The organism is Massilia sp. BAP21, from assembly GCF_057801335.1.
On sequence record NZ_CM173596.1, the window covers coordinates 2938563 to 2960475 of the forward strand.

A 21913-nucleotide genomic window follows, 5' to 3' on the forward strand; every position below is an offset into this window, starting at 1 on the left:
GTATGACCCTGTGGGAAGCCACGCTGCACGCGTTCGCCTTGCTGTTTTCCGGTGACGCGGCGCTCTGGCACATCGTCTGGGTATCGATCAAGACCAGCGTCATCGGCCTGCTGCTGGCCACGCCGCCGGCCGTGCTGCTCGGCTATGCGATCGCCATGCATCGCTTTCCGGGCCGCCGCATCGCCGTCTGGCTGGCGCAGTGCGCGCTGTCGCTGCCCACGGTGCTGATCGGTTTGCTGCTGTACCTGCTGCTGTCGCGCCGCGGGCCGCTCGGGCCGCTGGAGTGGCTGTTCTCGCAGTCGGGCATCATCGCCGGGCAGTTCGTGGTGGGGATGCCGGTGCTGCTGGCCTTTACGCTGGCGGCGGTGCAGGCGCTCGATCCGCGCTATGCCGAAACGGCGCGCGCGCTTGGCGCCTCGCGCTGGCGCGTGATGACGACCGTGCTGCACGAAGCGCGCTACGGCGTGATGGCGGCCGTGATCAGCGGCTTTGGGCGCGTGATCTCGGAAGTCGGCTGCGCGCTGATGGTGGGCGGGAACATCCAGGGCGAAACGCGCACCATCACCACCGCCATCGCACTCGAAACCAGCAAGGGCGAATTCGCGCAGGGGATTGCGCTGGGCATCGTGCTGGTGACGCTGGCGCTGGTGATGAACGGGGCGCTGATGCTGCTGCAGGGCGAGGCGCATACGGCCGGAGGGAGGGTATGAACGCGCTGCTCACCGTGCGCGGCCTGCGCAAGCGGCATGGCGAACGCCTGCTGTTCGATATCGACGAACTCACGCTCGACGCGGCCAGCGCCTATGTGCTGACCGGGGCCAATGGCGTGGGCAAGAGCACGCTGCTGCGCATCCTTGGCGGGCTGGAGGCGGCGCAGGTCGACAGCGTGAGCTTCGATGGCCATGCTTTCGACTTGCAGCCCTACCCGAAGGCGCTGCGCGCCGCCATCGTCTACGTGCACCAGCATCCGATCATGTTCTCGACCAGTGTCTGGCACAACATCGCCTATGGCCTGCTGGCGCGTGGCGAGTCGAAAGCCGTGGTGAAGAAGACGGTGGAGGAAGCGATGCACTGGGCCGGCGTCGAGTACCTGGCCGACACCGAACCAGCGCGCCTGTCCGGCGGCGAGAAGCAGCGCGTGGCGCTGGCCCGCGCACGCGTGCTGCAACCGCGCCTGCTGATGCTGGACGAGCCGACCGCCAACCTCGACGGCAGCGCACGCGAAGGCGTGATCGCCCTGATCCCGACGCTGATCGAGCAGGGCAGCACGGTGGTGATGGCTTGCCATGACCGCGACCTGATTGGGCTGCCGGGCGTGCAGCGGCTGAAGCTGCGTGACGGTCGGCTGGAATACCGCACCCACAGGGACGACTAGGCTCGTGGACAGGAAACGGGCGTCTTGCCGTCGCAGGCCGTGACGATGTGCGGCACATAGGCCGACAGCAGCACCGCGATCAGCAGCACCAGCATCTGCGGAATGAAGGCCCACAAATACGTGAAGTGCAGGATGATGTCGATGCGCGCGCCGTCCATCCGTTCGTCTTCGCGGTCGATGCCAGCGCGCATCGGGCTGTTCGGGCTTTCCTGGATTTCGTTGCACATGATGTGCAGGACCCGGTCCATTGCGATCCGGTCGACGCGGTTGCGCACCTGCACGCCCCACTGGTACCAGGCGATCGAAAAGAACAGCAGGACCAGGGCGAAGATCCACAGGTCCTGCTGGCGCACCGTCAGGCAGATCTTCACCGACAGGATGGTGGCGTCGACCGCACCCATCAGCACCATGGCGCTGATGATCACGCGCCACTCGTGGTCACGGCGCGTGTTGAACAGGCTCAGGTGCGAGTTGAAGATGAACTGCAGGATTTCCCGTCGGTCGACCATGGCATGCCCCTGGCGAACGTTCCCTTTACTTTGCCAATACTACGCTGCGGTATGGGAAGCGAAGGTCGCTGCGAAGCGTAGCGCCGGCGCTGTGTTCAGAGGATGGCGGAGACGTCGGCTTGGCGCCACAGCCGCGCCGCAATGTCAGAGCGCGGTGGTGCCGATGGCGCTGGCCAGGTTGCGTCTGGCGGCCGTTTCGTAACGCGCGTGGCAGGCCGGCGTCTGGAACAGGCGCCCGCGGTCGAGGAAGCCTTGCAGGATCTCGCGGCGCTTGGCCTTGAACAGTGCGTCGGGCACGTGGGCGTATTCAAGGCGGATCTGGCGCTCGTATTCGGCAAACCGATCCGGTTCGGCGCCGAGGATGGCGAGATCGATGTCGGTCAGCAGCCGGGCATCGTTCGAGGCGGGCAGGGCGTCGTGGCAGGTGGCCATGATCAGGGTGTGGATGCGGGCGCAGGCGTCTTCTGGCAGGCCGGCCGCGAGGAGCGCCCGGTCCGCCCACGCGGCTGATTGCATCTCGTTGTCGCGCGCATGCACGTCATAGACGCTGTCGTGGAACCAGAGCGCCAGTTCAACCTCAAGTGGATGTTCGGCCAGCTCCTTCACCCCATCGAAGTGGGCGAAGCATTCTTCCAGGTGCTGCAGGGTGTGATAATGGCGCTGCGGCTCGCTGTAGGCCTCAAACAGGGCTTGCAGCAGGCCGGCGGGAGCGGGTTTGCCCAACTCCTGCCACAGGGATTGCCAGCGCTGTGCGAGCGTCGCTGTCATGCGCGGCTTACATCAGGATCACGTCGTACTGCTCCTGGTGGTAACCCTTTTCCACCTGCAGCGAAATTTTCTTGCCGATGAAGTCGCCCAGCATGGCCAAATGCTGCGACTCTTCTTCCAGGAACAGGTCGACCACTTCCTGCGAGGCCAGGATGCGGAACTCGCGCGGGTTAAACTGCTTTGCCTCGCGCAGCAGTTCGCGCAGGATTTCGTAGCAGATGGTACGCGAGGTTTTCACTTGCCCCTTGCCCGAGCAGGCCGGGCAGGGCTCGCACAGGATGTGGGCCAGCGATTCGCGCGTGCGCTTCCTCGTCATCTCCACCAGGCCCAGCGCCGAGAAGCCGCTCACCGACACCTTGGTGCGGTCGCGCGCCAGGGTTTTCTTGAGTTCGGCGAGCACGGCGTTGCGGTGCTCGTTGTTCTCCATGTCGATGAAGTCGAGGATGATGATGCCGCCCAGGTTGCGCAGGCGCAGCTGGCGCGCAATCGCGTGCGCGGCTTCCAGGTTGGTTTTAAAAATCGTGTCCGCGAAATTGCGGCCGCCGACGAAACCGCCGGTGTTCACGTCGATGGTGGTCATCGCCTCGGTCTGGTCGACGATCAGGTAGCCGCCGGATTTCAGATCCACGCGCCGGCCCAGCGCGCGCAGGATTTCTTCTTCCACGCCGTACAGGTCGAACAGCGGACGCTCGCCGGTGTAGTGCTGCAGGCGCGCCAGCACGCTCGGGGTATAGATCTTGGCGAATTCGACCAGCATCAGGTAGTTCTCGCGCGAGTCGACCTGGATGGTCGCCGTCTCGTCATGTACGAAGTCGCGCAGCACGCGCTGGGCCAGGTTCAAATCTTGATAGAGCAGGCTCGTGGCGGGACGGGTGCGGGCGCCGTTCTGGATCGCGGCCCAGGTCTTGCGCAGGTAGTCGATGTCGGCCGAGAGGTCGGCATCAAGCGCTTCCTCGGCCTGGGTGCGGACGATGTAGCCGCCTTTTTCCTCGGCCGGCAGCAGGCCGGCCATGCGCGTGCGCAGCAGTTCGCGGTCGGCTTCCTTTTCGATCTTTTGCGAGATGCCGATGTGCTTGTCTTGCGGCAGGTAGACCAGCATGCGGCCGGCAATCGAAATCTGCGTCGACAGGCGTGCGCCCTTGGTGCCGATCGGGTCCTTGATCACCTGCACGGTCAGCACCTGGCCGTCGTAGAGCAGCTTTTCGATGGGCGTGGGCGGCACGTTGGAATTATCGTGCGGACGCGCTTCCCAGATATCGGCCACGTGCAGGAAGGCGGCGCGTTCCAGGCCGATGTCGATGAAGGCCGACTGCATGCCCGGCAGCACGCGCACGACCTTGCCCGAATACACGTTGCCGGCCAGGCCACGCGTCAGCGTACGCTCGATGTGCAACTCCTGCACCGCGCCCTGCAGGACCAGCGCCACGCGCGTTTCCTGCGGGGTGATATTGATGAGGATGTCTTCGTTCATGAGCGCTACGCGTGAGGATATTGTTCAGAGTGTCATGATACACGCTGGGGTGCCTGAACGTGGCGGGCAGATGAAGGGATCGGAGTACGTAGGGTGGACGGGTTTCCCGTCCACGCGTTCAACCAGTGAACGATGCATCGAAGCGTGGAGTGTGACGCGACAAAGGCAAGATCATCGTTCCGGAACGCGAACGCCAACAATCGACGCGTGGACGGCAGAGCCGTCCACCCTACGTCAAACCTGGAACCCAGCCTTGCGCAGCAGGACGGCGGTTTCGAAGATCGGTAAGCCCATGATCCCCGAATGGCTGCCCTCGATATGCTCGATGAACAGCGCGGCCAGGCCCTGGATGCCGTAGCCGCCGGCCTTGTCGTAGGGTTCGCTCGTGGCGCAGTAGGCGGCGATCTGTTGCGCAGTCAATTTCGCAAAGCGCACGTTCGACACCTGGGTTACGTGCTCGGCCATGTCGGTGTAGTGCACCGCCACCGTGGTCAGCACCTGGTGGGTACGCCCCGACAATTGTTCCAGCATGGCCCGCGCTTCGGCCAGGTCGGCCGGCTTGCCGAGGATGTCGCCGTCAATAGTGACCGTGGTGTCGGCCGTCAGCACCGGCCGCAGGGGCTGGCGACGCTGTTGCAGCACCTTCCAGGCAAATGCGCCTTTTTCCAGCGCCACGCGCACCACGTAGTCCTGCGCCAGCTCGCCCTCGAAGACATCCTCGGGCACGTCGATGCCGCGCGCCGGGTCGTTGCGCAGGCTCAGCAAATCGAAGTCGATGCCGACCTGGCGCAGCAGTTCGCGGCGGCGCGGGCTTTTCGACGCGAGGTAGATCTTCTTGTTGTGCGATTTCATGGGGCGAGAATCAAACGCGGTGATACGGATGGTTCTGGGTGATCGACCAGGCGCGGTACAGCTGTTCCGCCAGCATCACCCGCACCACGCCGTGGGGCAGGGTCATGCTGGAAATACGGATCATGCCCTCGGCGCGTGCCTTCAGCTCAGGGTCGAGCCCGTCCGCACCGCCGATCAGGAAGGCGGTGTCGCGCCCATCCTGCTGCCAGTTCAACAATTGTTGGGAAAGACCAACACTTGTCAGGTCCTTGCCCCGCTCGTCGAGGGCAATGATGCGCACGCCTTTCGGCAGCACCGCTTCGATGCGCTCGCGTTCGAGCGCCATCGCGGTGGCCGCCGTCTTGCTGCCGGAACGCTCGACCGGCTTGATTTCCTTGAGCACGATGCGCAGCTCGGGCGGCATGCGCTTCGTGTATTCCCCAAAGCCGGTTTCGATCCAGGCCGGCATCTTGTGGCCGACCGCGGCAATGATCAGTTGCATCGAAGCTTACTCGGCAGCCTTCTTGGTCACGCGCTTGATGACCTTCTTCACCGGTTCGCCTTCGGCGGTGACGGCAGCCTTGACGGTACGCTTCGGCGGCAGGGCCTTCAGCGCTTTCACGGCGGCGACTTCGGCTTTTGGTGGAGCGACCTTCACGGTCTTGCCGACGGCTTTCGAGACTGCCTTGGCAACTGCTTTCTTCGCTGGTGCTTTCACGGCAGCAGTCTTGGTTGCAGCGGTCTTGGTTGCGGTCTTGCGCTCGCGCACAGGCTTGACTTCCGGCTGGTCCTGGTTCGCGGCCAGGTGCTTGGACTTGACCTTCGACTCGGCAGCCTCAAGCGCTTCCGGCGTCGACTTGCGCTTGGCGGCGCCCAGCTTGACCGGCTTCTCGCCCCAGATTTCTTCCAGGCGGTAGTACTGGCGGATCGCCGGCTGCATGATGTGGACGATCATGTCGCCCAGGTCGACCAGCACCCATTCGCCGGTGTCTTCGCCTTCCATGCCAACGACGTCGCCGCCGGCAGCCTTGACCTTGTCACGGACCGACGCGGCCAGCGCCTTGGTCTGGCGGTTCGAGGTACCCGAGACGACGGCGATGCGGTCGAACAGGCTGGTCAGCCCGGTCGTGTCGAACAGCATGATTTCCTGGCCCTTGACGTCTTCGAGGGCGTCCACGACGAGGGTTTGCAGTTTTTTGATATCCATTAGCTTTTGTATAAATTATGTTGTTGAATGTAGTCTAGCACTACCCGCGCGAGGAGCGAGGCTGGCGCTTCTTGCGAAGCGCCCCCCGGTTTGTTCTCTCCCTTGAGCAGTGCCCGGACCTCGGTCGCGGAGATATCCACGGCCAATGTGTGTGCCATGCACACCAGCCCGGCAGGCGTGGTGCGCACTTCTTCGGGCGACGCCAGGCGCCGCGCCATTTCCTCTGCCACCGGCGGCGGCAATGCGTCCTGCTCCAGCCTGTAGCCCGGCCGGGCAGCCACGCCGATGTTGGCGAGGTCAAACAGTTCGCGCCAGTCGCGCCAGCTATCGAGCTTGAGCAACTGGTCGGCGCCCATCAGGAAAACGATGGACGCATCGTCGCCGAGTTCGGCCCGCAGGCCGCGCAAGGTCTCGACGGTATAGGTCGGGGTGCCGCGGTCGATTTCGCGGCGGTCTATCGTGGCCGGCAACCCGGCGTCGCGAAACGCCAGTTCCAGCATGGCGATGCGGTCTTCGTCGCCGGCCTGCAGCGCCGCCTTTTGCCAGGGACGGGCCGGCAGCACGCGCAGTTCGCTCGGGTGCAGCAGTTCGACGAACAGCCGCGCCAGCGCAACGTGGCCGTGGTGCACGGGATCGAAACTGCCCCCCAGCAGGGCGACGCAGGGAATCACGAAGCGAGCCAGTCCCGGTGCGGCAGGAAGTCGGTATACAGCGCCGCTTCCAGGCTGCCGTCTTCCGGATGCCAGTCGTAGCGCCACTTGACGATCGGCGGCAGCGACATCAGGATCGCTTCGGTACGGCCGCCCGATTGCAGGCCAAAGTGGGTGCCGCGGTCCCATACCAGGTTGAACTCGACATAGCGGCCGCGGCGGTAAGCCTGGAAGTCGCGCTCGCGTTCGCCATACGGCGTGTCCTTGCGGCGTTGAAGGATCGGCAGATAGGCGTCGAGGAAACCGTCGCCCACCTTCTGCACCATGGCAAAGGCCTCGTCGAAAGGCAGTTCGTTGAAGTCATCGAAGAAAATGCCGCCGACGCCGCGCGCTTCCTTGCGGTGCTTGATATAGAAATACTCGTCGCACCACTTCTTGAAGCGCGGGTGCAGGTCGTCGCCATAGGGCGCCAATGCGTCGTGGCAGACCTGGTGGAAGTGGCGCGCGTCGTCGACGTTGCCGTAGTAGGGCGTCAGGTCCATGCCGCCGCCGAACCACCAGACCGGCTCTTGCCCCTCGGCCGTGGCCTCGAAGAAGCGCACGTTCATGTGCACGGTCGGGGCGTAGGGATTACGCGGGTGCAGCACCAGCGATACGCCCATGGCTTCCCAGGCGCGGCCTGCCAGTTCCGGACGCGCCGCAGCGGCCGATGGCGGCAAATTGGTGCCCATCACGTGCGAGAAGTTGACCCCGCCGCGTTCCAGTACATTGCCTTCTTCGATCAGGCGCGAGATGCCGCCACCGCCTTCCGGGCGCTCCCAGCTGTCTGTCAAGAAAGGCTTGCCGTCCACGTCTTCCAGGCCCGCGACGATGCGTGATTGCAGGTCGAGCAGCCAGGCTTTGATGGCGGAAGGGGATGGGGTGGACATGGGATCAGGGTGCGAAACGAAATAGGTGGCGATTGTACACTGTGCGGAATGTACACATCGAAATTGCGCGGGTGGTGTGCAGATGGTAAGACAGCGTGGGCACAAGTGCCCACCCTACGAATCTTGGTGGTATGCAGATGGTGAGACAGCGTGGACACAGGTGCCTTGCGTGGCCCGGTCCACCCTACGAAACTGCATCGTACGATACGATCGGCCGAGCAGTATCCCGTACGGTGGGGGTTTCGAGGCCGGGGGCCTCGGAACCGAAGTGCCCACGCGGTTACGTGCGTGTCCGGTGGCTTGCGGCGGCGATGATTCGCCCGCCGGCTTCCGAACTCGCCCGATTACGAAATCACTTCACCCCACGCCACCCGATATCGCGCCGGAACTGCGCGCCATCGAAGCGAATCTTCTCTACACCTTCATACGCCTGCTTCTGCGCCATCTTGACGCTGTCGCCCAGCCCCACCACGCACAGCACGCGCCCGCCGTTCGACTGCAGCTTGCCATCCACGATCTGGGTGCCGGCATGGAAAGTGATGCATTCCGCCGTTTCGGCCGCAATCCCTTCGATGACATCGCCCTTGCGCGGGCTGTCCGGGTAACCGGCGGCCGCCATCACCACGCCCACGGCGGTGCGGCGGTCCCATTCCAGGTCCACCGCATCGAGCGTGCCGTTGCAGGCGTGTTCCAGCACGTTGACGTAATCGCTCTTCAGGCGCGCCATGATCGGCTGGGTTTCCGGGTCGCCCATGCGGCAATTGAATTCCAGCGTACGCGGGTTGCCCTCGGCGTCGATCATCAGGCCGGCGTACAGGAAGCCGGTGAACTGGATGCCGTCCTTGGCCATGCCCTGGATGGTCGGGTTGATGATCTCGCGCATCACGCGCGCATGCATGGCCGGAGTGACGATCGGGGCAGGGGAGTAGGCGCCCATGCCGCCCGTGTTCGGGCCCTGGTCCGCATCCTTCAGGCGCTTGTGGTCTTGCGAGGTGGCCATCGGCAGAACGTTCTTGCCGTCGCACATCACGATGAAGCTGGCTTCTTCGCCGGCCAGGAATTCCTCGATCACGATGCGGGCGCCGGCGTCGCCAAAGGCGTTATCCGACAGCATGTGGTCGACGGCGGCGTGCGCTTCTTCCAGCGTCATGGCCACCACCACGCCCTTGCCGGCGGCCAGGCCGTCGGCCTTGATGACGATCGGCGCGCCGTTCGCATCCACGTAGGCATGCGCCTCGGCGGCATCGGAAAAACTCTGGTACTTCGCGGTCGGAATGCCATGACGCTGCATGAAGGCCTTGGCGAAATCCTTGGAGCTTTCCAGCTGCGCCGCTTCGCGCGTCGGCCCGAAGATCTTCAGGCCGCGCGAGCGGAACAGATTGACGATGCCGGCCGCCAGCGGCGCTTCCGGCCCGACCAGGGTCAGCCCGACGTGCTCGGCCACCACGAAGTCGGCCAGCGCGGCCGGGTCGGTGATGTCGAGGTTCACCAGGCGCGAATCGAGCGCGGTGCCGCCATTGCCCGGCGCCACATAGACCACCTGGACGCGTTCGGATTGGGCCAGTTTCCAGGCCAGAGCATGTTCACGGCCCCCAGAGCCGACTACCAGGATTTTCATACGTGGCTTTCGCGCTTGTTCTTCGGATTTACTCTTCGATCACTGCGTTGGTGTAGATCTCCTGGACGTCGTCCAGGTTTTCCAGCGCGTCCAGCAGCTTCTGCATCTTGATGGCGTCGTCGCCGGTGAACACGGTTTCGGTGGCCGGCTTCATGATGACTTCGGCCACTTCGGCCTTGAAGCCCGCCGCTTCCAGCGCCGTCTTCACGTTCGAGAACGCGAACGGGTCGCACAGCACTTCGAAGCCGCCTTCCTCGTCCTGCACCACGTCGTCGGCGCCGGCTTCCAGCGCCGCTTCCATCAGCTTGTCCTCGTTCACGCCCGGCGCGAACAGGAACTGGCCGGTGTGCTTGAACATGAAGGCGACCGAACCCTCGGTACCCATGTTGCCGCCGAACTTGCTGAAGGCGTGGCGCACTTCGGCCACGGTCCGCACGCGGTTGTCGGTCATGCAGTCGACGATGATCGCCGCGCCGCCGATGCCGTAGCCTTCGTAGCGGATCTCTTCGTAGTCCACGCCTTCCAGGCTGCCCGAGCCGCGCTGGATCGCACGCGTGACGTTGTCCTTTGGCATATTGGCGTCGGCTGCCTTGTCGACGGCCAGGCGCAGGCGCGGGTTGGCGTCGAGGTCGCCGCCGCCCATGCGTGCGGCAACCGTGATTTCCTTGATGAGGCGGGTCCAGATCTTGCCGCGCTTGGCGTCGGTGGCGGCTTTCTTATGCTTGATGTTGGCCCATTTGCTGTGTCCAGCCATGTCGAGTATTCCTTAGACGGTGCGGGGCTTGCGACCGTTTGACCAAAAGCCCCTTATGCAAGAGTGGCCGACATTCTAGCATGCACCCCGCCCCGGAATCTGCCTCCCCACGTTATGGAAACAACAAGAGTGTGCCCCACGCAACGAGCCCGAGTCCGCCGACACAGGCCACCACCGTCCCGCCCGGCAGCAGCTTCTCGGCCAGCAGCAGCCCGGCCAGGCCGAGCAGGGCGGCGAAGTTGGTGACGCCGGCCACGAACAGCAGCAGCATCAGCAGCCAGCACGAGCCGCAACAGTAGAGTCCGTGGCTAAGGCCCATGTGCAGGGCGCCCCGCAGGCCCGAGCGCCAGCCGGTGAGCACGAAACCGAGCGGATTGCGGCATACCTGCAGGCAGGCATGCTTGGCCGGCGTCCACTGGTAGAGCCCGGCCGCTACCAGGATCAGGCCGCAGGCGCTGGCGTTCATCACGGCCATGCCGGTATCGAGGGCGCCGGCGTCGTGCAGGGCCCACTGGGCCAGGGTGGCCAGGGCGCCGAAGCCGCTCCACACGGCCAGGTAGCCGCCCACGAACAGCAGGGTTGCCAGGTTCGGGTGGCGCACCGACTGCGCCAGGCGGTTGATGCGGGCAAACAGCAGGATCGCCGGGGTGGCTGCAGGCAGCACCATGGCCGAGAGCATGGCGCCCCACATCGCCAGCACCAGCACCAGTTCGTAGGCGCGGTAGGGCGGCGTGCTCAGGGGCCGGCTCGTGTGCGCCAGGCTGGCCGGTTCGGCGGACGAGATGTGCAGCGCCTGGAATACCAGGCAGGCCCAGCACAGGGCCACGATGCCGGCCAGCCAGGCGATGACGAGCGGGCGCTCGCGCCCCGGCTGGGTATCGACGCGGACAAGGGCGGTCATCTGTACGCTCCCGTGGCCCGGTTCGGACGGCCGCGCGGCCGCCGCATGGTTATGCTCGAGTTCGGCATTGTCGCTCCTCATGAATGGTAGATGTAGAGCTTCGACTCTCCGCATGGGCTTGCGTTCCGGGCTTCTGCCGAGCTCGATTTTGTGCTTGGCCGTACAATCGACGGATGACCCAGTCCGCGCCAGGCACATCTGCCGCTTCCATACCACGTGCTACCCTCGTCGGCGGCCTCGCCATCGCCATTGCCGGGGCCGTCCTGTTTTCCACGAAAGCCGTGGTCGCCAAATTGCTGTATCGCTACCACATCGACGCAGTAACATTGATCGCCTTCAGAATGCTGTTCTCGCTTCCGGTGTTCGCTGGCGTGGCGATCTGGAAGATGCGCACGCAGGCCCCGCTGAGCTGGACTGACCGCTGGCGCATCGTCGGGCTCGGGCTCATCGGTTACTACCTGTCGAGCTACCTCGATTTCCTGGGGCTGCAATACATCTCGGTCGGGCTCGAACGCCTGATCCTGTTTCTCACGCCGACCTTCGTGCTGGCGATCACCGCCATCTTCCTGAAGCGCCGCATCACGGCCCTGGAGTGGGGCGCGCTGGCCCTGTCCTACTGCGGCATCGTGCTGGTGTTCGTGCACGACCTCGCGGGCGGGGCCGGCAGTACGGTGATCGGCTCGCTGTTCGTGCTGGGCTCGGCCATCACCTATGCCGTCTACCTGCTCGGCTCGGGCGAGATGGTGAAGCGGGTCGGCTCGCTGCGCCTGGTGGCCTACGCGATGTGCGTGTCCAGCGTGGCCGGCATCGCGCAATTCTTCCTGCTGCGCCCGGCATCCCTGCTGGTGCAGCCGCTGCAGGTGTATGGACTCTCGCTCGTCAACGGCGTTTTCTGTACTATCTTCCCGGTGTTCATGACCATGGTCGCGGTGCAGCGCATCGGTGCCGCCACCGCCTCGCAGGCCGGCATGATCGGGCCGGTGTCGACGCTGTTCCTCGGCGCTTTGCTACTGGGAGAACCGGTCACGGCGGTGCAGCTGGCGGGAACTGGCCTGGTCCTGGTGGGTATCTACATGTTGTCCCTGAAAAAATAGAAAGAGACGAAATGAAGCCGCGCATTGCCCTCATCGCACACGACAAGAAGAAAGACGACATGATCACGCTGGCCGCCGGGTACCGGGACTTCCTGGCCGGCTGCACGCTCACCGCTACCGGCACCACCGGCGGGCGCCTGATCAACGAGCTCGGCCTGGCGGTCGAGTGCAAGCATTCCGGGCCTTTCGGCGGCGATTTGCAGATCGGCGCCCAACTGGTGACCGGGGAAATCGACTGCGTGATATTTTTGCGCGACCCGATGACGCCCCAGCCGCACGAACCCGACATCAACGCCCTGGTGCGCGCCTGTGACGTGCACAACATCGCCTGCGCAACGAACGTGGCCACGGCGCACCTGGTCCTGTCCCGACTGATGAACGCCAACAACGAGGAGAAAAAACCATGATGGCCAAGGCAATCCGACTCACGCGCACCGGCGGTCCGGAAGTGCTGGAATACGTCGATGTCGAAGTGGGCGAACCGGGCCCGGGCGAAGCGCGCGTGCGCCAGCATGCGATCGGGCTGAACTACATCGACGTGTATTTCCGCACCGGCCTGTACCCGATGCCCCTGCCCAGCGGACTGGGGCAGGAAGGCGCGGGCGTGGTCGAGGCGGTGGGCGAGGGCGTGACCCACGTGCAGCCGGGCGACCGCGTGGCCTATGCCGGGCGGCCGAACGGCGCCTACAGCGAACTGCGCACCATGCCGGCCGATATCCTGGTGAAACTGCCGGACGCGATCGACTTCGAGACTGCCGCCGCGATGATGCTGCAGGGCCTGACGGTGCAATACCTGTTCAACAGCACCTACAAGTTGCAGGCTGGCCAGACCATCCTGTTCCACGCGGCGGCCGGCGGCGTCGGGCTGATCGCCTGCCAGTGGGCACGGGCGCTGGGCGTGAACCTGATCGGCACGGTCGGGTCGAAGGAAAAAGGGGAGCTGGCGCTGGCGCATGGCGCCGCACACGTGATCAACTACAACGAGGAAGACATCGTGGCGCGCGTGCTGGACATCACCGGCGGCAAGAAGGTGCCTGTGGTCTATGACTCCGTGGGCAAGGACACCTTCATCCGCTCGCTCGACTGCCTGCAGCCGCGCGGGCTGATGGTCAGCTTCGGTAACTCGTCCGGGGCGGTGCCGGCATTCACCATGAACGAACTGGCTTCGCGCGGCTCGCTGTATCTCACGCGGCCGTCGCTGGGGTCGTACGCGGCCACGCGGCCCGAGCTGGAAGCGATGGCGGCCGATCTGTTCGAGATGGTCGCTAGCGGCAAGGTGAAGATCGACATCCACCAGCGCTTTGACTTGGCCGATGCGGCCCAGGCCCACATCGCGCTCGAAGCCCGCCGCACGACGGGCTCGACGATCCTGCTGCCATGAGGGAGTTCAGCGACGACCGCGAGCCGAACGAGCCAGATGCCGGCGGCACGCCGAAGTTTGGGCGTTTATTGATCGTGCTGGTGCTGGCGGTGCTTCTCATTATCGCGATCACCTTCGGCTCCGAGGCCTATTTCTCATAGGCGGATTCGACCGTACGGTGGGCACTCCGTGCCCACGCGGTTACGTGCGTCTGCTGTTGGCTACGTGCAGTGACGATTCGCTCGTACCGTATCCGCGAGCCGAGATCGATCGTGGTCGCATGACGCCGCGCGAGCGACATTTCACGGCAGAAGTCCGAGTGATGAGCACGTAACCGCGTGGGCACGGGGTGCCCACCGTACGAACAAAATGTCGTAGCGAGCTCAAGCTTGGCCAATAAAAAAGCCGGGGATCAACCCCGGCTCTTCATTTCGGCGACCGGTTTTACCAGCCCCGCATCTCACCCATTCTTGCGCTGCAACTCCACCCGCCTGACCCCACCGCTCGGCCCCGGGAAGCCCGCAAATGCGCTCTGCACCAGCGCCGGCATCACTTCCGGCGTCGACAGTTCGCGGCTCATGTTGTGCACGGTGACATCGAACAAGCGCTTGTCGCCCGCATCCTTGATCGACACCTGCAGCTCGCGCCGGTACTGGTGCTGGATCGACACTTCATACGTCGGGAAGGGATTCCAGAACGGGTCGTAGAACGGGTGATACCAGCCCGCCCAGCGCCCGCGCGGACCGAAGCGCGGGCCCATGCGGTAATACGGATAGCCATACATCGGCACTGCCGGTTCGATCACGCGCACCGGCACGTCGGTGGTCGTGAAGCGCATGCCCACTTTCAGGGCCGCCGGCCCGGTTGGCGCTTCGCGGAAACCCAGTTGCGCCAGTTGCCCGCGCACCAGGTTCTGGTAGCTCTGGTATTCCAGGGTGTTGTCGATGGCCGGCGGCGCTTCGAAGACATAGCTCTTGTCCTCGATCTGCGCCGGCCACTGGTGGAAGGTGGTGACATCGCTGCGGATGGTGGTCGCGCACCCGCCCAACAGCAGGGCCATGGCGGCCGCGGCTGTCATCATGATCAAGCGTTTCATTCGTTTCTCTCTCTTCAATGGATAGACGGTCTTTGCCTATCCTTAGCTTGCGCCCGTTGCCGCTTTTTTACAGATAAATTTTACACCCCGTTACCAGTGCCACATCCCGACACATGCCGATACACGGAATTCAGGCGCGTCCCGCCAAACCTTGTTGGTAGAATAAGACCTTCTTCTTCGACCGTATTTTTCGGAACCATCCCATGCGCACCGATACGCCCCAGACGATCTACCGGAAAGACTACACCCCGCCCAGCTACCTCGTGGACACCGTCGAACTCGGCTTCGACCTCGATCCCGCCCGCACCATCGTCGCCAACCGGCTGACGATGCGCCGCAACCCAGACAGCGCCCAGCGCGAAATCGAGCTCTATGGCGAAAACCTGGAGCTGGTGGCGCTGCGCATGAATGGCAGGGAGCTCGGCGAGCAGGATTACCGCATCGAAGGCAGCCTGCTGACGATTCCCGATACGCCCGAAGAAGTCACGCTCGAGATCGAAACGATCTGCGTGCCGGAGCAGAACACCACGCTGAACGGCCTGTACACCTCGAACGGCAGCTTCTACACCCAGTGCGAGGCCGAAGGCTTCCGCGCTATCACGTATTTCCCGGACCGCCCGGACGTGATGGCCAAGTACACGGTCATGCTGCGCGCCGACAAGGAAAAATACCCGGTGCTGCTGTCGAACGGTAACCTGGTCGAAGAAGGCGAGCTGGGCGACGGCCGCCACTACGCCAAGTGGGAAGACCCGTTCAAGAAGCCTTCCTACCTGTTCGCCCTGGTCGCGGCGCGCCTGGTCTGCCAGGAAGAAACGTTCAGGCTGGCCGATGGCCGCGACGCCCTGCTACAGGTGTGGGTCGAAGAGGGCAACCTCGACAAGACCGACTACGCCATGCAGTCGCTGAAGAACAGCATCCGCTGGGACGAAGAGCGCTGGGGCCTGGAACTCGACCTGGATCGCTTCATGATCGTCGCCGTCAGCGACTTCAACATGGGCGCGATGGAAAACAAAGGCCTGAACATCTTCAACACCAAGTTCGTGCTGGCCAATCCGCGCGTGGCCACCGACATCGACTTCCAGGGCATCGAAGCCGTGGTCGGCCACGAATACTTCCACAACTGGACCGGCAACCGCGTGACCTGCCGCGATTGGTTCCAGCTGTCGCTGAAAGAGGGCCTGACCGTCTTCCGCGACCAGGAATTCTCGGCCGACATGGTCGGCACCGACACCGGCCGCGCCGTCGGCCGCATCGACCAGGTGCGCACCTTGCGCCAGGCCCAGTTCCCGGAAGACGCCGGCCCGATGGCTCACCCGGTGCGTCCCGACTCCTTTGTCGAGATCAACAATTTCTACACCGTGACGGTGTACGAAAAAGGCGCCGAAGTCGTGCGCATGTACCAGACCCTGCTGGGCCGCGAAGGCTTCCGCAAGGGCATGGACCTCTACTTCGAACGCCATGACGAGCAAGCCGTGACCTGCGACGATTTCCGCCGCGCCATGGCTGACGCGAACGGCCGTGATTTGTCCCTGTTCGAACGCTGGTACAGCCAGGCCGGCACCCCGGTCGTGCGCGCCGAAACCCGCTACGACGAGCTCGCCAAGACCTACACGCTGACCTTCTTCCAGTCCTGCCCGGCCACGCCCGGCCAGACCAGCAAGTTCCCCTTCCACATCCCGGTAGCCGTGGGCCTGCTGGGAGCGGACGGCAAGGACATGCCGCTCACCATTGATGGCCAGGATGCCGGTACGACGGCCGTGCTGGAACTCACCCAGTCCGAGCAGAGCTTCGTGTTCGAGAACGTACAGGAACAGCCGACCCCGTCGATCCTGCGCGATTTTTCCGCGCCGATCATCCTCGACTACAACTACGGCGACGCCGACCTGCTGCACCTGTTCAACAACGACAGCGACCCGGTGAACCGCTGGGAAGCCGGCCAGCGCCTGGCCATGGGGCGCCTGTTGAAACTCACTGGCGAAGCCGGCGTCGGCGCGCCGCTGCTGCTGGACGATACCTTCCTGCTGGCCATGGGCAAGATGCTGAGCGACGAGACCCTCGACCCGGCCTTCCGCGAGCAGGCCCTGCTGCTGCCCTCGGAAACCATGGTCGCCGAGCAGATCGCCGTGGTCGACCCGCTGGCGATCCACCTGGCGCGCCAGTTCGTGCGCGCCAACATCGGCACCCGCCTGCGCGAGCAATTGCTGGCCCAGTACCACGCGAACGCCACTCCGGGCGAGTACAGCCCGGACGCACTGTCGATCGGCAAGCGCGCCCTGAAGAACCTGTGCCTGGCCTACCTGACGGCGGCCCAGGACGAAGAGGGCATCCGGCTCGCCCAGGACCAGTTCGAGAATGCCGGCAACATGACCGACCGCGTCGCCGCCCTGAGTGCGATGATCCATGCGCGCGTGCCGACGGTCGATGCCGCCCTGCAGCGCTTCTACGACGAGTTCGAGGACGAAGCCCTGGTCATCGACAAGTGGTTCGCCATGCAGGCGTCGAGCGCCACGAGCGACGTGGCCGCCGTACGCGAACTGATGCGCCACCCGGCCTTCAACCTGCGCAATCCGAACCGCGCGCGCAGCCTGGTCTCGAGCTTCTGCGCCAACAACCCGGTGCAGTTCCACGCGCCGGACGGCAGCGGCTATGCCTTCTGGGCCGAACAGGTGATCACCCTCGACGGCCTGAACCCGCAGGTGGCGAGCCGCCTGGCGCGCGCCATGGACCGCTGGCGCCGCTACACCCCGGCGCTGCAGGAACAGATGAAGAAGGCGCTGCAGCAGGTGGCAGGGCAGCAACGCCTGTCGAACGACGTGCGCGAGGTCGTCGGCAAGGCACTGGCGAACTAAAGAACCTTGATAAACCTACTGCGCGTCGGATTTTTGCTCTGCGATGCTCGCTGTACAGTCGTACAGCTGCGCTTCTCGAGCAAAACTCCTTCCGCTCGCTACGGTTTCTCAAGGTTCTTAAAAAAAATTTAACAAACCAAAGGAAGTTCATGAAACGCGTCAGTCTCACGCAACACCTCGTGGAGGAGCAACGCCTCCACAACACTATTCCGGCCGAGCTGCGCCTCCTGATCGAGGTTGTGGCCCGCGCCTGCAAGCGCATCAGCTATGAAGTCAGCAAGGGCGCGCTGGGCGACATCCTCGGCAGCGCCGACACCGAGAACATCCAGGGCGAGGTGCAGAAGAAGCTGGACGTCATTTCCAACGAGATCCTGCTGGAAGCGAACGAGTGGGGCGGCCACCTGGCGGCCATGGCATCGGAAGAAATGGAAAGCATCCACCCGATCCCGAACCGCTATCCGAAGGGCGAGTACATGCTGCTCTTCGATCCGCTCGACGGCTCATCGAACATCGACGTCAACGTGTCGATCGGCACCATCTTCTCGGTGCTGAAGGCCCCGGAAGGCATGGGCGAACCGACCGAGCAGGCCTTCCTGCAGCCGGGCACGGCCCAGGTGGCGGCCGGCTACGCGGTGTACGGCCCGCAAACCATGCTGGTGCTGACCACGGGCGACGGCGTGCACTGCTTCACCCTGGACCGCGAAATGGGTTCCTGGGTCCTCACCCAGAGCAACATGCAGATCCCGGCGAGCACGAAAGAGTTCGCGATCAACATGTCGAACAAGCGCCACTGGCACCCGCCGGTGCAGCGCTACGTCGACGAAATGCTGGCCGGTAAAACCGGTGCGCGCGGCAAGGACTTCAACATGCGCTGGATCGCCTCGATGGTGGCCGACGTGCACCGCATCCTGAACCGCGGCGGTGTCTTCATGTACCCGGCCGACATGCGCGACCCTTCGCAACCGGGCAAGCTGCGCCTGATGTACGAAGCCAACCCGATGGCGATGATCGTCGAGCAGGCCGGCGGTGCGGCCACCGACGGCGTGAACCGCATCATGGAGATCCCGCCGACCAAGCTGCACCAGCGCGTGCCGGTGTTCCTCGGTTCAAAGGAAGAAGTCGAGCTGGTGACCCGCTACCATCAGGATCAGTAAAGCCGAGCAGTAATTTTTTGGCAAATCCCGCGCGAAATTGCCGAGCCGGACTAGCACGTTTGCTACGTTGTTGCTAGAATACGGCTCTTCGCCGGGATAGCCTGGCGTAGAGCCGCTGTAGCTCAGTCGGTAGAGCAGCGCATTCGTAATGCGAAGGTCACCAGTTCGATTCCGGTCAGCGGCACCAGAATTCATCAGTAAGATCAAAGGGTTACATGCTTTTGCGTGTAACCCTTTTTTCTTTTCCACCTACCCCGACAGCAACAAGTCCTTCATGCTCAGGCCTGGCTGCGCGCGCCTGAAGCCGACACGCGATCGAGGATGTCGTATAGGACCATGCCGGCCAGCATCGCCAGCGTGAAGATCGCTGGCTTGGCGCCGCCCGAAGCAAGCGATGCCAGGGCCGGTCCAGGACAATACCCAGCCAGTCCCCAGCCGGCGCCGAACGCCAGTGAACCCATGACCAGGCGGCGGTCGACATGCGTGGCTGTCGGCAGGCGCATGGCGGCCCCGAAGAGGGTGCGTTCGCGCTTGCGGGCGTAGCCGAACGCGACAAGGCCAACCAGGATGGCGCCGCCCATCACGAAGGCGAGCGATGGATCCCAATGGCCAGCAAGGTCGAGAAAGCCGAGCACCTTGGCGGGGTTGGTCATGCCCGATACGATCAGTCCCATGCCAAAGACGAGGCCGGCCATCAGTGCCGTGACGATATGCATATTGCTTCCTTCAGGGGAGCGCATGGCGGACTACGTAGACCGTGACGAAGCCGGCGAGCATGAATGCCGCCGTTGCGATCAGCGAGCGCGGTGACCTGCGCGAAATGCCGCATACGCCATGGCCGCTGGTACAGCCGGCACCATACCGGGTTCCCAGGCCAACGAGCAGGCCGGCAACCACCAGGGTGCCTTCATCCGCGGCGACCGTCGCTTCAGGCAGCGCCGAAACCAGCCCGTAGCAGACGGGCGCCGCCACCAGGCCCGCCAGGAATGCCAGGCGCCACCCCATGTCGCCGCGCGCCGGCCGCAGCAGGCCGCCGAGGATGCCGCTGATGCCGGCGATCCTGCCGTTGAAGAGAACGAAGACAGCTGCTGCCAGGCCGATGAGAACGCCGCCGCCGAGTGCTGTCCAGGGCGTGAAATGTATCCAGTCAATCATCTTCGCGCTTCTTCCCTGGTTGGCAGAACAGGTCATTCAGGACACCCATGATGGCGATGGCTTCCTTGCTGTCGATCCGGTAGAAAATCTGTTTGCCCTCGCGCCGCGTACTGACGAGACCTTCATCGCGCAGGACACCAAGTTGCTGGGACAAGGTCGGCTGCTGGATGCGCAACAGCGTCTCCAGCTCGCTGACGCAATACTCCCCCTGTGTCAATTGGCAAAGCAGGAGCAGCCGGTCGGGGTTGCCGAGGACTTTCAACATGCCGCACGCCCGCGTGGCAGCCGCTTGCATGGCATGGAGATCCAGTTTCAAGGTGTCGGCCATCGTCGTTCTTTCCTTTGCATCGATTTATCAGGGGATAGTATATGATTTTACGATATATATTTCAATATAATGATTGCCCCGGTCGGGCAGCAAAGTGGCATCCTTGGCCTGGCCAGGAGCCTTGCACCCCTGCCTGCGTGATCGAACCGGTTTGCCGCGCCGTGACATACCGCGTATTAAAATATAAAAAAGACATTTACATTTGTATGAATGTGATTGTCTTGGTAGAATATCGTCCGTTTGAAGGCATCACCTCTTGATCAACTGCGTTGCCTGGCTCTGACTGCCAGATATTCACAACGCACGCTCCCGGCACGCCTCGCACCTTCCTGAGCAGGACGGCAATGCCATTTGTCGCCGCGATAAGCAAGGTCTGCCCCTGACGCGTCCATTTCCCGCCCGATAAGGCACAAGGGCAGCGCCATGCTGATCTGTCACGGACAGTGGACAGCAGCGTGGGCGGCTGGGGCCGAAAGAAAGGAATCAATGACAAGAACGAACACCGTGCGCGCCACTGCCCTGGCCGCAGCCATTTTCGTTTGCATACCCGTCCGCGCCGACAGCGAAGCTAAGTCGCCGCTCAAGATCGGCGGCGCAGTCCGCTTCAATTACGTCTACAAGAGCTGGCAGGACGAGTATTCGAGCGGATTCTTCGGCCTGGATACGGCGCGCCTGAACGTCGACTACGACGATGGGCGCTTGATCGGATCGGCCGAATACCGCTACAACAACTACCCGACAGGGCAGGGCGGCTACTGGCAGCACTTCCTGCACCACGGCTGGGTCGGCATGCGCTTCGCCGACAAGAGCACGCTGCATGTGGGCCTGGACAAGCAGGCCTTCGGGCTGTATCCCTTCGCATCGAACAATTTTTACTCGTCGATCGCCTTCTATGCCGGCTTCGAAGACAAGTACGACCTGGGCCTGACCTATGCCAGCCGGCCCGGCCCCTTCGAGTGGCAGCTCGGCTTTTATCCGCGCGACGGCGGCTCCTACGGTGGCGGCGGCAACACGGCCGGCGCCTCGAACCGCTATTCGTACAACATCGTGGCCGACGACGACGAGCAGGGCTTCGGCACCGGGCAGCACGACAGCGAACGCAACACCCTGGTCGGGCGCATGGCCTGGCATGTCGGGCCGGATGCGCGGCACGAAGTCGGCATTTCGGGCCTCAGCGGCGAGATCCGCAACGGCGCCGGCGACACGACCCGACGCAATGCGGCGGCCGTCCACTACGCCGGGCCGGTGGGCCCATTCAAGCTGATGCTCGAGGCCTTGCGCTACCGCTACCGCACCAGCCATGACGCCAGCCAGACCTACGGCGGGCTCGACCCCAACAGCTTCGTGATGCTCGGCGCCTTCGGCTACCCGTATCCGCTGGCCACGAAAGGAAATATCTACATCGCCAACCTCAGCTACGACATTCCCGGCAAGCTGGGGCCGTTCGGCGGCTTCAAGGTCTACAACGACTACGGCATCCTGAAGAAACAGGTCGGCGGCTACAAGGATTCGGTGCAGAACGTCACCGGCCTGAGCTTCTCATCGGGGAAATGGGTGTTCTACATGGACTTCATGCGCGGCAAGCACCATCCCTACCTGTCGCCGGATGCCGGCGGACTGGGCGCGACGCCTGCCAAATACGACCGCTCCACCCGCCGCGTCAATCTGCAGGCCGGTTACTATTTCTGATGTCACGGGGCCGGTGTGCCTCTGCGGCGCCCGGCCGGCATGGTCAGTGACCATTTGTACCAAGCAATTTATCTTTCCTGTACGCCGTGCTTTTCACTGTCATCTTCACTGAAAAGCCATCGATCCCACAGCTCTGTTAGTCAGCGCACTGTCCGGCCTTCCCAGCTGTTATAAC

The 21913-nt window shown here is 63.8% G+C and carries 24 protein-coding genes and 1 tRNA gene; 10 read left to right on the forward strand and 15 right to left on the reverse strand.

What is annotated here, in order from left to right; translation table 11 throughout:
* The first annotated feature begins 2 nt into the window (after positions 1–2).
* Positions 3–710: an ABC transporter permease gene (locus ACWYRN_RS12915; RefSeq protein ID WP_229437188.1), complete on the forward strand. Its 708-nt coding sequence runs from the start codon at positions 3–5 to the stop codon at positions 708–710.
* On the forward strand, positions 707–1375 hold the full coding sequence (locus tag ACWYRN_RS12920; RefSeq protein ID WP_488687837.1) for an energy-coupling factor ABC transporter ATP-binding protein: 669 nt from the start codon (positions 707–709) through the stop codon (positions 1373–1375). The genes ACWYRN_RS12915 and ACWYRN_RS12920 overlap by 4 nt, the downstream gene beginning before the upstream one ends.
* Here the strand turns inward: ACWYRN_RS12920 and ACWYRN_RS12925 are convergent.
* The 11 genes from ACWYRN_RS12925 to ACWYRN_RS12975 form a co-directional block, all read right to left on the reverse strand.
* Complete coding sequence (locus ACWYRN_RS12925) at positions 1372–1884, reverse strand: hypothetical protein (protein WP_488687838.1); 513 nt, start codon at positions 1882–1884, stop codon at positions 1372–1374. The two genes, ACWYRN_RS12920 and ACWYRN_RS12925, sit on opposite strands and share 4 nt — an antisense overlap.
* 144 nt (positions 1885–2028) lie before the next feature.
* Positions 2029–2652, reverse strand: a complete 624-nt coding sequence (locus ACWYRN_RS12930; protein WP_488687840.1) for an HD domain-containing protein — start codon at positions 2650–2652, stop codon at positions 2029–2031.
* Between the two features lie 7 nt (positions 2653–2659).
* Complete coding sequence (rng, locus tag ACWYRN_RS12935; protein ID WP_488687842.1) at positions 2660–4123, reverse strand: ribonuclease G; 1464 nt, start codon at positions 4121–4123, stop codon at positions 2660–2662.
* 234 nt (positions 4124–4357) lie between these two features.
* Positions 4358–4975: a Maf family protein gene (locus ACWYRN_RS12940; protein ID WP_488687843.1), complete on the reverse strand. Its 618-nt coding sequence runs from the start codon at positions 4973–4975 to the stop codon at positions 4358–4360.
* A gap of 10 nt (positions 4976–4985) precedes the next feature.
* Positions 4986–5456 (reverse strand): 23S rRNA (pseudouridine(1915)-N(3))-methyltransferase RlmH, encoded by a 471-nt coding sequence (rlmH, locus tag ACWYRN_RS12945; protein ID WP_229437182.1) that lies wholly within the window; start codon positions 5454–5456, stop codon positions 4986–4988.
* A 6-nt stretch (positions 5457–5462) separates the two neighbouring features.
* The gene (rsfS, locus tag ACWYRN_RS12950; RefSeq protein ID WP_488687845.1) at positions 5463–6161 is read right to left on the reverse strand and encodes a ribosome silencing factor; all 699 of its coding nucleotides are present in this window, start codon (positions 6159–6161) and stop codon (positions 5463–5465) included.
* Complete coding sequence (locus tag ACWYRN_RS12955; RefSeq protein WP_488687847.1) at positions 6161–6832, reverse strand: nicotinate-nucleotide adenylyltransferase; 672 nt, start codon at positions 6830–6832, stop codon at positions 6161–6163. The genes rsfS and ACWYRN_RS12955 overlap by 1 nt, the downstream gene beginning before the upstream one ends.
* On the reverse strand, positions 6829–7740 hold the full coding sequence (gene hemF, locus ACWYRN_RS12960) for an oxygen-dependent coproporphyrinogen oxidase (protein WP_488687849.1): 912 nt from the start codon (positions 7738–7740) through the stop codon (positions 6829–6831). Before hemF ends, ACWYRN_RS12955 begins: the two co-directional genes overlap by 4 nt.
* Before the next feature lie 352 nt (positions 7741–8092).
* Entirely contained in the window at positions 8093–9358 is a 1266-nt protein-coding gene (purD, locus tag ACWYRN_RS12965) for a phosphoribosylamine--glycine ligase (RefSeq protein ID WP_488687850.1), read from the reverse strand.
* Between the two features lie 28 nt (positions 9359–9386).
* Positions 9387–10112 carry a YebC/PmpR family DNA-binding transcriptional regulator gene (locus tag ACWYRN_RS12970; RefSeq protein WP_488687852.1) on the reverse strand — a complete coding sequence of 242 codons (726 nt, stop codon included), beginning with the start codon at positions 10110–10112 and terminating at the stop codon, positions 9387–9389.
* A 112-nt stretch (positions 10113–10224) separates the two neighbouring features.
* The gene (locus ACWYRN_RS12975) at positions 10225–11013 is read right to left on the reverse strand and encodes a DUF2182 domain-containing protein (protein WP_488687853.1); all 789 of its coding nucleotides are present in this window, start codon (positions 11011–11013) and stop codon (positions 10225–10227) included.
* Between the two features lie 173 nt (positions 11014–11186).
* On the opposite strand from ACWYRN_RS12975, the gene ACWYRN_RS12980 reads away from it, so the two are divergent.
* The 4 genes from ACWYRN_RS12980 to ACWYRN_RS12995 are packed head-to-tail and all read left to right on the forward strand — an operon-like array spanning position 11187 to position 13628.
* Positions 11187–12107, forward strand: a complete 921-nt coding sequence (locus ACWYRN_RS12980; protein WP_488687854.1) for a DMT family transporter — start codon at positions 11187–11189, stop codon at positions 12105–12107.
* 11 nt (positions 12108–12118) lie between these two features.
* Complete coding sequence (locus tag ACWYRN_RS12985; protein WP_488687856.1) at positions 12119–12514, forward strand: methylglyoxal synthase; 396 nt, start codon at positions 12119–12121, stop codon at positions 12512–12514.
* The gene (locus ACWYRN_RS12990; RefSeq protein WP_488692814.1) at positions 12514–13488 is read left to right on the forward strand and encodes a quinone oxidoreductase family protein; all 975 of its coding nucleotides are present in this window, start codon (positions 12514–12516) and stop codon (positions 13486–13488) included. Before ACWYRN_RS12985 ends, ACWYRN_RS12990 begins: the two co-directional genes overlap by 1 nt.
* Positions 13485–13628, forward strand: coding sequence for a hypothetical protein (locus tag ACWYRN_RS12995; RefSeq protein ID WP_488687857.1), 144 nt, complete (start codon positions 13485–13487; stop codon positions 13626–13628). Before ACWYRN_RS12990 ends, ACWYRN_RS12995 begins: the two co-directional genes overlap by 4 nt.
* Before the next feature lie 299 nt (positions 13629–13927).
* Here ACWYRN_RS12995 and ACWYRN_RS13000 read toward each other — a convergent pair whose 3' ends face one another.
* On the reverse strand, positions 13928–14563 hold the full coding sequence (locus ACWYRN_RS13000) for a DUF4136 domain-containing protein (protein WP_488687858.1): 636 nt from the start codon (positions 14561–14563) through the stop codon (positions 13928–13930).
* 203 nt (positions 14564–14766) lie between these two features.
* On the opposite strand from ACWYRN_RS13000, the gene pepN reads away from it, so the two are divergent.
* From pepN to ACWYRN_RS13015, 3 genes are all read left to right on the forward strand, one after another.
* On the forward strand, positions 14767–17412 hold the full coding sequence (gene pepN / locus ACWYRN_RS13005; protein WP_488687859.1) for an aminopeptidase N: 2646 nt from the start codon (positions 14767–14769) through the stop codon (positions 17410–17412).
* 149 nt (positions 17413–17561) lie between these two features.
* Complete coding sequence (locus ACWYRN_RS13010) at positions 17562–18566, forward strand: class 1 fructose-bisphosphatase (RefSeq protein ID WP_488687861.1); 1005 nt, start codon at positions 17562–17564, stop codon at positions 18564–18566.
* A 111-nt stretch (positions 18567–18677) separates the two neighbouring features.
* Positions 18678–18753, forward strand: a tRNA-Thr gene (locus ACWYRN_RS13015).
* 91 nt (positions 18754–18844) lie between these two features.
* Here the strand turns inward: ACWYRN_RS13015 and ACWYRN_RS13020 are convergent.
* The 3 genes from ACWYRN_RS13020 to ACWYRN_RS13030 are packed head-to-tail and all read right to left on the reverse strand — an operon-like array spanning position 18845 to position 20049.
* A complete protein-coding gene (locus ACWYRN_RS13020; RefSeq protein ID WP_488687862.1) occupies positions 18845–19282 on the reverse strand; it encodes a YeeE/YedE family protein in 438 nt (145 codons plus the stop codon).
* A gap of 10 nt (positions 19283–19292) precedes the next feature.
* Positions 19293–19721 carry a YeeE/YedE family protein gene (locus ACWYRN_RS13025; protein ID WP_488687863.1) on the reverse strand — a complete coding sequence of 143 codons (429 nt, stop codon included), beginning with the start codon at positions 19719–19721 and terminating at the stop codon, positions 19293–19295.
* Positions 19714–20049 carry a metalloregulator ArsR/SmtB family transcription factor gene (locus ACWYRN_RS13030; RefSeq protein WP_488687865.1) on the reverse strand — a complete coding sequence of 112 codons (336 nt, stop codon included), beginning with the start codon at positions 20047–20049 and terminating at the stop codon, positions 19714–19716. Before ACWYRN_RS13030 ends, ACWYRN_RS13025 begins: the two co-directional genes overlap by 8 nt.
* 486 nt (positions 20050–20535) lie before the next feature.
* Here ACWYRN_RS13030 and ACWYRN_RS13035 point away from each other — a divergent pair, with 486 nt between their 5' ends.
* Entirely contained in the window at positions 20536–21738 is a 1203-nt protein-coding gene (locus ACWYRN_RS13035; protein WP_488687866.1) for a hypothetical protein, read from the forward strand.
* The last annotated feature ends 175 nt before the right edge of the window (positions 21739–21913 follow it).

Bases quoted from the DNA above. Each gene is read 5' to 3' on its own strand.
- ACWYRN_RS12925 (WP_488687838.1), bottom strand. From the start codon at position 1,884: ATGGTCGACCGACGGGAAATCCTGCAGTTCATCTTCAACTCGCACCTG.
- ACWYRN_RS12970 (WP_488687852.1), bottom strand. From the start codon at position 10,112: ATGGCTGGACACAGCAAATGGGCCAACATCAAGCATAAGAAAGCCGCC.
- rlmH (WP_229437182.1), bottom strand. From the start codon at position 5,456: ATGCAACTGATCATTGCCGCGGTCGGCCACAAGATGCCGGCCTGGATC.
- ACWYRN_RS12975 (WP_488687853.1), bottom strand. From the start codon at position 11,013: ATGACCGCCCTTGTCCGCGTCGATACCCAGCCGGGGCGCGAGCGCCCG.
- ACWYRN_RS12920 (WP_488687837.1), top strand. From the start codon at position 707: ATGAACGCGCTGCTCACCGTGCGCGGCCTGCGCAAGCGGCATGGCGAA.
- rsfS (WP_488687845.1), bottom strand. From the start codon at position 6,161: ATGGATATCAAAAAACTGCAAACCCTCGTCGTGGACGCCCTCGAAGAC.
- ACWYRN_RS12985 (WP_488687856.1), top strand. From the start codon at position 12,119: ATGAAGCCGCGCATTGCCCTCATCGCACACGACAAGAAGAAAGACGAC.
- ACWYRN_RS13030 (WP_488687865.1), bottom strand. From the start codon at position 20,049: ATGGCCGACACCTTGAAACTGGATCTCCATGCCATGCAAGCGGCTGCC.
- hemF (WP_488687849.1), bottom strand. From the start codon at position 7,740: ATGTCCACCCCATCCCCTTCCGCCATCAAAGCCTGGCTGCTCGACCTG.
- pepN (WP_488687859.1), top strand. From the start codon at position 14,767: ATGCGCACCGATACGCCCCAGACGATCTACCGGAAAGACTACACCCCG.
- ACWYRN_RS13035 (WP_488687866.1), top strand. From the start codon at position 20,536: ATGACAAGAACGAACACCGTGCGCGCCACTGCCCTGGCCGCAGCCATT.
- rng (WP_488687842.1), bottom strand. From the start codon at position 4,123: ATGAACGAAGACATCCTCATCAATATCACCCCGCAGGAAACGCGCGTG.
- ACWYRN_RS12990 (WP_488692814.1), top strand. From the start codon at position 12,514: ATGGCCAAGGCAATCCGACTCACGCGCACCGGCGGTCCGGAAGTGCTG.
- ACWYRN_RS13020 (WP_488687862.1), bottom strand. From the start codon at position 19,282: ATGCATATCGTCACGGCACTGATGGCCGGCCTCGTCTTTGGCATGGGA.
- purD (WP_488687850.1), bottom strand. From the start codon at position 9,358: ATGAAAATCCTGGTAGTCGGCTCTGGGGGCCGTGAACATGCTCTGGCC.
- ACWYRN_RS12940 (WP_488687843.1), bottom strand. From the start codon at position 4,975: ATGAAATCGCACAACAAGAAGATCTACCTCGCGTCGAAAAGCCCGCGC.
- ACWYRN_RS12995 (WP_488687857.1), top strand. From the start codon at position 13,485: ATGAGGGAGTTCAGCGACGACCGCGAGCCGAACGAGCCAGATGCCGGC.
- ACWYRN_RS12980 (WP_488687854.1), top strand. From the start codon at position 11,187: ATGACCCAGTCCGCGCCAGGCACATCTGCCGCTTCCATACCACGTGCT.
- ACWYRN_RS12915 (WP_229437188.1), top strand. From the start codon at position 3: ATGACCCTGTGGGAAGCCACGCTGCACGCGTTCGCCTTGCTGTTTTCC.
- ACWYRN_RS13000 (WP_488687858.1), bottom strand. From the start codon at position 14,563: ATGAAACGCTTGATCATGATGACAGCCGCGGCCGCCATGGCCCTGCTG.
- ACWYRN_RS13010 (WP_488687861.1), top strand. From the start codon at position 17,562: ATGAAACGCGTCAGTCTCACGCAACACCTCGTGGAGGAGCAACGCCTC.
- ACWYRN_RS13025 (WP_488687863.1), bottom strand. From the start codon at position 19,721: ATGATTGACTGGATACATTTCACGCCCTGGACAGCACTCGGCGGCGGC.
- ACWYRN_RS12930 (WP_488687840.1), bottom strand. From the start codon at position 2,652: ATGACAGCGACGCTCGCACAGCGCTGGCAATCCCTGTGGCAGGAGTTG.